The sequence below is a fragment of the Arthrobacter sp. 05T420 genome (assembly GCF_056396305.1).
Window position 1 is genome coordinate 153,498 of sequence record NZ_JBFTLG010000004.1, and the last position, 11,791, is coordinate 165,288.

The window sequence follows — 11,791 nt, forward strand, 5'->3', positions numbered from 1 at the left end:
ATCTCGGAGAAGGAGAGTGCCGTGAAAATTTCGTCCCAGTTTCATCCACTGGATCCACTTAGCGCGGAAGAGTTCCTAGCAGCGGCTGCCTTGCTCGCCAGCGCACAGGGCGTCTCATTTCCTGCATGGCGACTGGCAGCCATTGAGCTGATCGAACCCGACAAGGCCTCCGTCGACGCCTTCGAGTCCGACGCCGACGCGCCGGCTCCGGAGCGGATCGTCGGTGTGAACTGCTTCGAACGTTCCTCAAACAAGACCTACCAGGCGCGGCTGTCCCTGGCTCGCGGGGACGTTGTCTCTTTCACCCATGTCCCGGGCGTGCAGGCGAACATGACCGTGGACGAGTGGGAAGAAGCTGACGCAGCGCTGCGCAGTGACCCGAGGGTGATCGCTGCGCTTGCCAAGCGCGGCATCACGGACCTGTCCCTGGTGTTCATGGACGTTTGGACTTACGGCCTGACACTGATCCCGGAAAAGTACCAGGGGCGCCGGATCGGCTGGTCCGATACCTGGGTCCGTGCCCGGCCGGGCGCAAACCCCTACGCAGGGCCGGTCAACGGCTTCCACTGCGTCATTGACCTGGCCTCCATGGAGCTGCTGGACATCGAGGACACCTTTGCGGTCGACACTCCCGAGATCATGGGGGAATATGTCCCGGCGCTGATCCCGGAGCGGCTCCGCAATGCAAGCACCCGGGAACCGCTGAAGCCGCTGGAGATTCTTCAGCCCGAGGGCGTTTCCTTCCGTTTTGATGGCAACAGGGTCAGCTGGCAGAACTGGTCCATGCGAATCGGGTTCAACTACCGCGAAGGCCTGACCATTCACCGGGTCAGCTATCGCGACGGAGGGCGCGAGCGGCCGATTGCGAACCGCCTGTCCTTCGCCGAAATGGCCGTTCCCTACCGGGACCCGAGTGACGACCACTACCGCCGCACCGCGTTCGATGTCGGTGAATGGGGTCTGGGATTCATGACGACGTCGCTTGAACTGGGCTGCGACTGTCTTGGCGAAGTCCGGTACTTCGATGCGGTCATGCACAATTCGGCGGGGGAGCCGTTCACCATCAAGAACGCGATCTGCTTCCACGAAGAGGACGCAGGGGTGTTGTGGAAGCACATCGATCACGACGGCGGCATGGAAGTGCGTCGCATGCGTCGACTGGTGATTTCGTTCCATGTCACCGTGGCCAACTACGAATACCTGGTCTACTGGCGCTTCTACCAAGACGGGAACATCGAGTGCGAGGTAAGAGCCACTGGAATCATGGTGGTCACCCATTTCGGCGAGGGCCAAGAGCATCCGAGCGGGACCCTTGTGGACCACCGGACCTACGCGCCCTTCCATCAGCACTTCCTGGTGGCCCGGCTCGACCTCGACATCGACGGAACGGCCAACACAGTTTACCGCTCGGAAACCGAGATGGTCCCGATGGGGCCGGAGAATCCGTACGGGCTCGCCCTGCTTCAGAAAAAGACCCCCATCACGACCGAGGGACACGACGACTATTCCTGGGAAACCCAGCGGGCCTGGACGGTGACAAACGATAATTCGGTCAACGGGCTCGGAACCCCGGTGTCCTACAAACTGGTGCCCGGCGCAGCGTTCCCCGCGTTCTTTGATCCGGCATCCCCGGTTTTTCAGCGCTCGGAGGTCATTGGGCACACAGTGTGGGTGACGCCGAACGATGCCAAGGAACGTTGGCCGGCCGGCGAATTTGTGAACCAGGGAGCAGGCGGACTGGGAATGCCCGAATGGGTGCAGCAGGGCCGGCCCGTGGAAAACACCGACGTCGTCCTTTGGTACGTTTTCGGCATACACCACATCCCGCGGCCGGAGGAATGGCCGGTAATGCCGGCGGACACTGTTGCGTTCTGGCTCAAGCCGGTGGGCTTCTTCGACCGGAATCCGACACTGGATGTTTAGGCGGTGCAGGCACGCCTAGGCGTGTCAATTCCCCGTGATCTAACCCGGAATCCGTCCCTCTCAGTCGCCCAGGAATTCCTCGGTCACCCGAACAACCTCGTCCGGATGCGTCCAGATGAGCGCGTGGTCAGCCGGGTCGATAAAGACTAGCCGCGACCCGGGAATTCCGTTGTGGAGCATATTCGCGTGATGGATCGGTACCGCCTGATCGTTCGCAGCGGCGACGACGAGCGTCGGACAGGCGATCTCGGCCAGCCGGCCCCTGCTGTCGAACGCCATCGCACCCCGCCAGGCGGACGCCATCACCCGGGCATCCTGACCCGCCATGAGCCCGACGAGCCAGTCGGTACGTTCCCTGCCCAGCTGCGGAGCGGACTGTGCGACTACCAGCTTCGACAGCCGCCGCATCCCGAGGACCCGGAGCGCAGGCGGCAGGGCGTGGCCTTCAACCCACTCGCGCCACGTCGCCATGTTGAAGGCATAGGCGCAAACGAGCACGAGGCGGTCGCATCGCCCGGGATAGTCCAGGGCCAGTTGCTGGGCGACCGCGCCACCATGCGAGTAGCCAAGCACGTCCGTAGCCTCGATGGCGAGATAGTCGAGCAAACGCGACAGGTCCGCTGCCAGCAGCGTGGCCGTGTAAGGCGGCGGAAGTCCCCGGCTTCGCCCGTGGCCGCGCAAATCCGGAATGATCAGGCGATGCCGGGCGGCGAGACGCTCGAGCACTGGGTCGAACATCTGGCCGGTGACCATCAGCCCGTGCACCAGCAGCAGGGGCTTACCCGATCCGCGTTCGGTGAAGTGGATGAGGTCTGAAGGTGTGGGGCTCATGTCACTAGTGCAGTGTCAACTGGCCCATTCCGCCAGACCCCTGGCGGTCAAGTAGATTATCGGAGTGTCAAAGCAGCTAGTGTCGAAGCAGCTTTTGGGACCTAAGAATCGGGAGAAGTGTGAGCCAGCTGATCGAGAGCCAGGGTGGAGCCGATGGAGACTTCGCGCCAAAGATCTTAAAGGGACCCGGGTATCCGCAGCTGCGGCTCGACGGCGATGCCCTTGACAACAATATCCAGGTCATGGCGGCGTGGTGCCGGGAGCGGGGCGTGGAACTCGCCCCGCACGTCAAGACGACGATGTCGGCGCCGATCATCAAGCGGCAGCTGGCTGCTGGCGCCGTCGGTGTCACCGTCGCCACCGTGGATCAAGTCGCCTCGGCATTGGCTTGGGGACATGACCGCGTTCTCGTGGCCAATGAAATCGTCGACAGGCTCGGACTAACGCGTGTCCGCACGTGGCTGGAGGAAGATCCCGGACGGGAGATCCGTTGCTTCGTTGATTCTGCGGCTGGGGTCAGGACGGCAGGGGAAATCTTCGACGGCGGGGCGATCGACCTTGAGGTGCTGATCGACGTCGGCACACCCGGCGGCCGCACAGGAGTACGCAGCCCGGATGAGGGTCTGCTGCTGGCTGAGCTGGTCCGGGCCACGCCGGGACTGAGGCTGGTGGGGGTTGCCGGGTACGAAGGCGTCGTGCCCAACAGCAGGGCGGAGGATACGGTCACCGCGGTCGACCGACACTGCCGGCTGGTGCGGGACGTGTATCTGGAGGCGGTGAAGTTTTTTGAGACTGCTGCCCCCATTTATTCAATGGGTGGGTCCGCGTTCCCGGACCGCGTGGTCGAGTTCCTTCCCGACGGCGGCCAGGTGCCTGGAACCCGGATCATTCTCAGATCAGGTTGCTACGTCACCCACGATCACGGCACGTATGCCGCCGTCAGCCCCGTTCCGGGACTCATTCCAGCGATATCCGTTCGCGCCGTTGTCCTGTCTACCCCGGAAGCGGGGATGGCCGTCGTCGGTGCAGGCAAACGGGATCTTCCCTACGACGCCGGACTGCCAATCTTCCTGTCGGCCCGGACGGCGGACGGTGCCGAAAAGAAGGGCGCAGCCGCAGAGGTGCGGAATCTCTTCGACCATCACGCAGTCCTTACCGGCGTCACCGGGCTGAATGTCACCGATACCGTGGATTTTGGGCTGTCCCATCCCTGCTCCGCGTTTGACCGCTGGCCAGAATACGTGCTCACCGACCGGGACGGGCGCGACAAAGACGTGTGGCACACCGACTTCCGCCGATCCTCCCTGGGGGCCACCCCCGGCGGCGACTGATTCTCGGCCGTCCTGGATTCTTGGCCCGCGCTCCTTCTGGGACTTACTCCTTGAGGTGCCGGGTCAGCACTTCGAATTCCTCGACGCCCAGGATCTGCATGTGCTGTTCCGCGCTGGTCTCGGAGCGGATCTTGCCGGCAGCCTGCCCGCTGCCGGCAAGGGCGGCCGCGTCCTCCCACAGCGTGATGGACAGTGACTTGTTGTCCTTCCCAAGCAAGTAATAGATGCCCAGGCATCCCGGCAGCTCGAGCACCCGGTTGACGGTCTCATCTGAGGGTGCCCCGGAGCTGCCCGGGCCGGGCTGGTAGGTGCTGACGCGAGCGAACATGACTGTCCTCCTAGATCCAGGTCCGACGTCGGAGCACCTGCCGCCCAGGCCGTTGAACCGGGAGCTGGATCCTTGGGATATCCCGTCCTGGTGGCGGACAGACTGGTCTCCTCCCACCAGTAAGGACCCGCCGGCGCAGAAGCACAAGGCTCCCGTTTCGGGGCCATCCGCCACAGTCCGCCACAGTCCGCCGTCCCGTAGCTCAGCTGCCCGCGCCGATGGCCGCCCGGGCGTTCCTCTTGAGCTCGGCGAGTTCCTTGCGGGCCACCAGGGCCTCGTCCAGGCTGATGGCCACGAACCTGGTGGACGTGCCGGGGGCGGCGCGGGCCACCAGATCCATATCGGCGCTGATGACCGTGCCCACCATGGCGTAACCCCCGCCGGAGACGGCATCACGGTGCAGGATGATCGGCTGGGTGCCGCCCGGAATCTGGATGGACCCGACGGCATAGCCGGCATCCACAATGTTGGACGGATCGGAGCCGGCGCCGAATGGCTGCTCCCGCTCCTTCCACTGCACTCCGGGACCTGAGTACCTCAACCCCATCCGGTCAGCCACGGGGGTCACTTTCCACTCGCTGTGGAGAAGACTGTCCAGCCCCTCGTCGGTGAGACGGTGGTCGTACAGGCCAAGGACAATCCGGACGGCCTGTTCCTTGGCGAAGACGGGACGGAATTCCTCCGGAACTGTATCGGCGTCGGGCAGGGCTCCGCCGTTGAGCGGGGCACCCACCGGAACCTGGTCACCGGTCTCCAGCTTGCGGCCTTGGAACCCGCCGATCGCGCCCAGGCTGTAGGTGGACCGGCTGCCGAGCACCTTGGGGACATCGATGCCGCCCTGGACCGCGATGTAGTAGCGCGTGCCGCCCCGGATGACCCCGAAACTGAGTTCATCGCCGGCCTTCAGCTGCAGCCGGGTCCACTGGGGCCGGGTTTCGCCGTTGACCTTGACGTCCACCGGTGCCCCGGTGACGGCGACGACGGCATCCTGGTCGGTGGTCAGCACCGGGCCCAGGTACGTGCATTCGAGGACGGCCTCCTTGGCGGTGTTGCCCACCAGGGCATTGCCTAGTTCCGCCGAGTATTGGTCCATGGAACCGCTCTGCGGGATGCCCACGTTGTAGTGGCCGGTGCGTCCCTGGTCCTGGACCGTGGTGGCCAGTCCGGGGTTCTTGATGTCAAACGCCATTGAGGGCCTCCATGAGTTCCTGGTTGTAGCCTTCGGGATCCGCCAGCGCCTTGGACAGATCAAATGTCACCGGCACTTGGCGGTAGCGGAACGTCCCGGCGGAGATCTCGGTCTGGATGTTGTTATATTCAGCCTCGGTGACCGGCTTGAACTTCACGATGTCGCCCGGCCTGAAGAACACCATGAAGTCCTTGAAATCGGCCAGGGACTGGGCAGGATCGAAGATGGGCGCGGCAGCCACCCCGAACATCTGGTAGCCGCCGGCACCCCGCACGGAGTAGATGCAGCCGAAGCAGCCGCCGTGGCCCACGGTGAGTTTGGGGGTATCGGTGCGGGGACTCAGGTACTTGGGGACTTCGAGTTGTTTTTCCCGCTCCACCAGCTGGAAGAGGAACGGCAGGCCGGCGACGAAGCCGACCATGGAGACAAGCCACGGCTGCTCATGGTGGCGCTGGATGAATTCGGCGGCATCCTTGAGGTTGTTGACCTTGGCTGCGTAGTCAATGTCGGTGCCGCCGGGCTCCTGATGGAAACCTTCGCGGAAACGTTCGGCCACTTCCGCCGTGAACGGGTCCTCGTACCAGACCGGAACCTCGATGATCCGGGTTTCCAGCGAATGGTCGTGATGGTGCGTTAGGTCCCCTTCAATGGTCCGGACGGTCTCTTCAAGGGTCGACGGCGGCAGGACGTCGGGATCGAACCTCACCAGCAGCGACGCGTTGGCGGGACAGACGTCCACGATGCCGGGCAGCTGCATGGCCGAGAGCTTCGCGGCGATGGACATCACCCTGAAGTTCGCTGCCAGGCCCATGGACTCCGAGACCTCAACGAACAGGAATTCGTCTCCGCCCCAGGTGTAGCGGGCCTCCAACACGGCGGGTTCCGGGCTGCTCATTGTGCCTCCATCAGATCGGGGACGGTTTCAAGGAATTTCGAATGGTGGGTGACGGCCGCAAATTCGGGCCGGCTCAGCAGCTTCTTATGCACCGGGATAGTGGTCTTGACCCCCTCGATGCGGGTCTCATCCAGGGCCGTCAGCATCGCCCCAATGGCCAATGCGCGGGTGTCTGCATGCACAATCAGCTTGGCCATCAGGGAGTCGTAGTACGGAGTGACCGTGGAACCGGTCTCCACCCCGGTGTCCACCCTGATGCCTGCGCCCGCGGGCCAGTCCATGGCCGTGATGATGCCCGGGCTGGGGAAGAAGTGGTGGTCGGGGTCCTCGGCGTTGATACGGCATTCGATAGAGTGGCCGTTGAATGTGATGTCGTCCTGGCTGAGGGACATCGCCCCGGTGAACGCGATCTGCAGCTGTTCGCGGATCAGATCGACGCCCGTGATTTGCTCGGTGATCGGGTGCTCAACCTGGATACGGGTGTTCATTTCGATGAACGCGGCCTCATGGTTGACCGGGTCGTAGAGGAATTCGACCGTTCCGGCGCCGCTGTAGCCGCACTCGCGGGCCAGTTCCACGGAGGATTCCCGGATCCTCTGGCGGACGTGGTCCGGGAGGTCCGGCGCCGGCGCCTCTTCGATGACCTTCTGGGAGCGCCGCTGCATGGAGCAGTCGCGGTCGCCGAGATGGATGAAGTTTGTGCCGTCGCCGAGGACCTGTACCTCCACGTGACGGGCATGCTGCACAAAGCGTTCCAGGTAAACGGTGGGATCGCCGAAGACGGCCCCCGCTTCGCCGCGGGTCTGCTCAATGGATCCAAGAAGCTCCCCTTCGCTGTGAACAAAGCGGATGCCCCGGCCGCCGCCGCCGGCGGAGGCTTTGATCACGAGGGGGTAGCCGATGCCACGGGCGATTTCTACGGCGTCGGCGGCCGGATCGAGGGGCCCGTCCGAGCCGCGGAGCACGGGGACACCAGCCTTCCGGGCCGATTCCCTCGCCAAGGACTTGTTGCCCATCATCGCGATGGCGTCCGCACGCGGCCCCACCCAAATCAGGCCCGCATCAGCGACCTTCCGGGCGAAGTCCGCATTCTCGGAGAGGAACCCGTAGCCCGGATGGACGGCATCGCAGCCGTTGTCCACGGCCGCGGCGACGATGGCGTCCTGGTTCAGGTAGCTGGCGGTGGCAGGCGCCGGACCCACCACGACGACGTGGTCAGCGGACCGGGCGGCCAAGGATTCGACGTCGGCTTCGCTGGCCACCACGAACGTCTCGACGCCCATTTCGCGGGCGGTCCTGGCGATGCGAACGGCAATCTCGCCGCGGTTGGCGATGAGCAGTTTCTTCATGGCTATCCTTCCCGGACGATGACGATTGCGTCGCCAGGGTTGACCATGTCGCCCTCGTTGACCTCAAACGACTCCAGGGTGCCGGCCACATCGGACTGGATTTCGGTGAACTGCTTCATGATTTCGATAATGCCCAGGGTCTGGCCGACCTCGATGGCGTCGCCTTCGTTGGCGAAAGGCGGCTTGCCAGGGCCGGGCTTGCGGTAGAAGACGCCGGGGAGCGGGGAAACGATGGTTGCCACGGGATGCTCGCTTTCAGATGGTTTGGATAGATCGGTTCAGCCCAGGACCGCACGCACTGCGGTGGCCACTGCAACAGAATTGGGTGCGTCGGAGTGGACGCAGATGCTTTGGAACTGGATGTCCAGTTCGGTGCCGTCAACAGCGAGGACGGGCTTGCCGGCCAGCGCCCTGCTGACTCGCTCGGCGGCGGCCTCGGGATCGGTGGGTGCCGGGCGGCGCTGGATCAGCAGCTCACCGGCCGGACCGTAGTTGAGGTCGACGTAAAGTTCGGGCACGAATTCCACCCCCATGGCCCGGCACACGCTTTCGTGGGCGGTCCCCGCGAGCCCGAAAAACGGAACGCCGAACTGCAAGGCGGCACCGGCGGCGGCCTGCATCAGGTCCTCGTCGCCGGCCAGCATCCCATAGAGGGAACCGTGGGGCTTGATGTGGTTCAGTTCCAGCCCGTGCTTGGCGAGGAACGCCGTCAGGGCTCCGGTCTGATAGAGGATGATCGATTCGACCTCCGCCGGGGTGAGCACCATTCGGCGGCGTCCGAACCCCACAATGTCGGGCAGGCCGGGATGCGCTCCGACCGCCACGCCGTGCTCTGCAGCCAACGCGACGGTCCGTTCCATGACGTCGGGATCGCCGGCGTGATATCCGCAGGCGACGTTGGCGACGTCGATGATGCGCATGAGTTCTTCGTCGTTGCCGAACTCGTGGAGGCCCAGGCCTTCGCCCATATCGGAGTTCAACAGTACTCTCCGTTGTGCGGGGGGAGCGGTGGAGGAAGAGGTGTCAGCAGAGGTGTCGGGGGTCACATTGGTTTGCATGGGTGCAACGCTACTCAGCAATTCACACGCCCGATATTGTGCAGGTCGCTGAATCTGCGGGCATCAATTATGGTTATTGCACTGTCCGGCGGGGGAGCCCCGCCGTAGTGGGAGGGTCCCGTGCGAATTTCAGATTTAGCAGACGACGCCGATCTCAACATCCGACTCCGGGTTGCGGGCGGCGAGGGCCGACTGGCCCGGCCCATCACGTGGTGCGCCCCCACGGAACACATGGACCCCACGCCCTTCCTCAGCGTGAACGCCCTGGTTCTGACCAACGGCATGGGCCTGAACGTCAAGGACTTCAGGACCTGGGACGCGTACGTGGAACGGCTGGTTTCCGTCCCCGTCTCTGGGCTGGCATTTGGCCTGGGCGCGGCCCACAGCGAGCTGCCGGCCGGCCTGCTCCGGGCCTGCGAGGCGCACGGCCTGCCGCTGTTGGAGCTCGCGCCGCAGGTCCCCTTTTTGCTGGTCATGCGGCACGTGGAGCGGGTCATCGCCGCCGAGCGTTATGAGGAGTTGCGGAAGGGGTGGGAACTGGCGGACCAATGCACCCGGTTGGCGGCCGACGGGCATTCCCTAGCGGAGGTGCTGGAGAGGGTGGCGGATGCCATCGATGCGAGGGTGGCCGTGATCGACCAGAACGCCTTCGAGCTCGTTTCCGCCGGTGCCGCCCACGGCGGGACCGCGCGGACCGCGCTGCGCCTGCCCAGCGGCGAATCCGAGCAATTCAGGCTCGCCATCACGGGGATCAGGAGCAACATTGTGCTGCAGCCCATTCTGGGCCCTGTGGCTGCCGTCATCGCCATGCAGCTGAGCTATACCCTCGGGTCCCATTCGCCCCTTCACTCCCGCGAAGCCGCACGCTTCATGGAGGCCCTCTATGAGGACCGCGGCGAGCCGTCCGCGCCCTTGCGCCGCTACGCCCTCGAATCAGGGTTCGATCCTGACGGCGACTGGGGTGCAGTGCTCATCGGCAGCTCAGCAGCGGTGGCCCCCGCCAAACTGCGCGCCATCGCATGGCGCGCCCGGGTGGGGCTGCAGGCCGGGTTCGGCACGGTGCGGTTCATGGAGGAAGCCGGGCTTACGACTCTTTTGCTGCAGCACCGGCACGCGGCGGCCGACTTGCTTGATGCCGCACGGGTATTCTTCACGGACGCCCCGGAGCTCTCCATCATCGTCTCGGAATCCGCGGGTCTCAGTGAACTGCCGCTGGCGCTTCAGCTTGCCCGCCGCCACCTGGGACAGCCCGGGGTGCACCAGGCGCCGCTGGCCGATCTCGCCGGCATTGTGCAGGGACTGCCCAGCCCAGGTCTGGTGGCAATGTGCCAGCGGTTGCTGGCTCCCTTGGCCTCCGACGGCGGCAGCTCGCTGCGGGAGACCTTCGACGCGTACCTGCGCCACAGCGGGAACTCCGCGAAGGTCTGCGATGAGCTCTTCATTCATCGGAATACGCTGAGCTACCGGCTGCGGAAAATCGAAGAGCTGCTGAAACTCGACCTGTCGGACGGCGAAGTCCGCGCCACGTGCATGCTTGCCCTCGGCATCGTTGCGGCCGCCCAATAGCATGTGCAGCTTGCACGAAAAGTAGCCTCAACCTTGGGCGAACTTCCGATATGACGCTGTGAAACGGATCACTAATCTCAACTCATGGGCTTGAGAGCCTGCCGTGTCGGGTCATTGATTGACGGACGAGGCGGGCCCGAATGGCCTTCAGATTCGACTCATTCGACTGAGAGGATCCCCTTGCCGTGTCACCACGCGTTGCCGAAGGCGCTGCTTTCCCGTACGCACAGGACCGGCTTCAGCCTGACGGATTCGACCTTCCGGCCGTCCAGGACGCCCTTAAGGAGCTGCACCGCAGTGCGCCCGATATCAAGCATGGGCGAGCGGACCGAAGAGAGCGGGATGGGAAGTTCCGCGGCCAGCGAGGTGTCATTGAACCCAACCACCGCTACGTCGCGGCCGACGCCGAGTCCATGGGAACGCAAGGCTCCCATGGCGCCAATGGCCGCGAAGTCATTGACGGCAAACAGCGCAGTCGGACGGGGGTTGCAGTGAGCCAGGATGGTCTCGGCCGCTTCCCGTCCGCCGGCGGTATCAAAACGGGACCACACCACGGCGCTCCGGGGAACCTTCCCGCCCAGCTCACGCCAGCGGTCCACAAAACCGGCCGTCCGGTCGACAGCCGTGCTGGCATAGGGCTCGCCGGCGATCACGGCGACGTTCCGATGCCCCCGGCTCCACAGGTGGTCGGCCACCAACTCGCCGCCAAGGACGTCGTCACATGTGGCCGACGGGAAGCCCTGGACGCGGCGGTTCATGAGCACAAACGGCACCTTCCGCGCGGCCAGCTCCCGCAACAGGCCGCTGTCCAGGTGCGCGTCGCCGATGATCAGCCCGTCCACGCGTCGGGCCAGCATGGAGTCGGTCTTGCGGCGCTGCTCCTCCGGGTCGTCGCGGGAATTCATGACAAAGGTGGAGTAGCCGAGTTCCGCCGCTGCCTCGTCAATGCCCTCGTACATGATCGCCAGAACGAGGTCCGAAAGCCGGGGAACGATCACGCCCATGAGGTGGGTGCGCCGCGTCCGCAGCCCGGCCGCCTGCGGATCGGGGGAGTAGCCGCGCTTCCGCGCCAGCTCCCGCACGCGCTCCGCCGTCGCCACGGAAGCGGCCCCTCGTGCCACGTCGGAGCCCGAATGCAGGATCCTGGACACAGTCGAGGGGTGGATGCCGAGCTCGCTCGCGAGATCCTTCAGCGTCACTGTGCGGCCGCCTGCCGTGCTCTCTTCCATACATTCCCCTGCCTCAGCCCAAACGGTCGTCATCCCCAAGAGTGCCTCATGCTGCGCGGATCTCCGGTCCAGGCACCCTTGACGTGTCGCAC

General features: G+C 64.7%; 11 protein-coding genes. 3 read left to right on the top strand and 8 right to left on the bottom strand.

Annotated elements, in window-relative coordinates:
* Window positions 1–21: 21 nt before the first annotated feature.
* Window positions 22–1,923 carry a primary-amine oxidase gene (locus tag AC1DEM_RS05870; protein ID WP_476883572.1) on the top strand — a complete coding sequence of 634 codons (1,902 nt, stop codon included), beginning with the start codon at window positions 22–24 and terminating at the stop codon, window positions 1,921–1,923.
* A gap of 60 nt (window positions 1,924–1,983) precedes the next feature.
* Here the strand turns inward: AC1DEM_RS05870 and AC1DEM_RS05875 are convergent, their stop codons facing one another.
* Window positions 1,984–2,754, bottom strand: a complete 771-nt coding sequence (locus tag AC1DEM_RS05875; RefSeq protein ID WP_476883573.1) for an alpha/beta fold hydrolase — start codon at window positions 2,752–2,754, stop codon at window positions 1,984–1,986.
* Between the two features lie 119 nt (window positions 2,755–2,873).
* On the opposite strand from AC1DEM_RS05875, the gene AC1DEM_RS05880 reads away from it, so the two are divergent.
* On the top strand, window positions 2,874–4,085 hold the full coding sequence (locus AC1DEM_RS05880; RefSeq protein ID WP_476883574.1) for an alanine racemase: 1,212 nt from the start codon (window positions 2,874–2,876) through the stop codon (window positions 4,083–4,085).
* 43 nt (window positions 4,086–4,128) lie between these two features.
* On the opposite strand, the gene AC1DEM_RS05885 is transcribed toward AC1DEM_RS05880, so the two are convergent.
* The 6 genes from AC1DEM_RS05885 to pxpA form a co-directional block, all read right to left on the bottom strand.
* The gene (locus AC1DEM_RS05885; RefSeq protein WP_476883575.1) at window positions 4,129–4,413 is read right to left on the bottom strand and encodes a hypothetical protein; all 285 of its coding nucleotides are present in this window, start codon (window positions 4,411–4,413) and stop codon (window positions 4,129–4,131) included.
* Between the two features lie 202 nt (window positions 4,414–4,615).
* Window positions 4,616–5,602, bottom strand: a complete 987-nt coding sequence (locus AC1DEM_RS05890; protein WP_476883576.1) for a 5-oxoprolinase subunit C family protein — start codon at window positions 5,600–5,602, stop codon at window positions 4,616–4,618.
* Window positions 5,592–6,497, bottom strand: coding sequence for a 5-oxoprolinase subunit B family protein (locus AC1DEM_RS05895; protein ID WP_476883577.1), 906 nt, complete (start codon window positions 6,495–6,497; stop codon window positions 5,592–5,594). Before AC1DEM_RS05895 ends, AC1DEM_RS05890 begins: the two co-directional genes overlap by 11 nt.
* A complete protein-coding gene (locus AC1DEM_RS05900; protein WP_476883578.1) occupies window positions 6,494–7,846 on the bottom strand; it encodes an acetyl-CoA carboxylase biotin carboxylase subunit in 1,353 nt (450 codons plus the stop codon). The genes AC1DEM_RS05895 and AC1DEM_RS05900 overlap by 4 nt, the downstream gene beginning before the upstream one ends.
* A gap of 2 nt (window positions 7,847–7,848) precedes the next feature.
* Window positions 7,849–8,088, bottom strand: coding sequence for an acetyl-CoA carboxylase (locus AC1DEM_RS05905; protein ID WP_091561899.1), 240 nt, complete (start codon window positions 8,086–8,088; stop codon window positions 7,849–7,851).
* 36 nt (window positions 8,089–8,124) lie between these two features.
* A complete protein-coding gene (gene pxpA / locus AC1DEM_RS05910) occupies window positions 8,125–8,904 on the bottom strand; it encodes a 5-oxoprolinase subunit PxpA (RefSeq protein WP_476883579.1) in 780 nt (259 codons plus the stop codon).
* 120 nt (window positions 8,905–9,024) lie between these two features.
* Here pxpA and AC1DEM_RS05915 point away from each other — a divergent pair, with 120 nt between their 5' ends.
* Window positions 9,025–10,470, top strand: coding sequence for a PucR family transcriptional regulator (locus AC1DEM_RS05915; protein ID WP_476883580.1), 1,446 nt, complete (start codon window positions 9,025–9,027; stop codon window positions 10,468–10,470).
* 188 nt (window positions 10,471–10,658) lie between these two features.
* Here AC1DEM_RS05915 and AC1DEM_RS05920 read toward each other — a convergent pair whose 3' ends face one another.
* On the bottom strand, window positions 10,659–11,699 hold the full coding sequence (locus AC1DEM_RS05920) for a LacI family DNA-binding transcriptional regulator (protein ID WP_476883581.1): 1,041 nt from the start codon (window positions 11,697–11,699) through the stop codon (window positions 10,659–10,661).
* Window positions 11,700–11,791 lie beyond the last annotated feature (92 nt).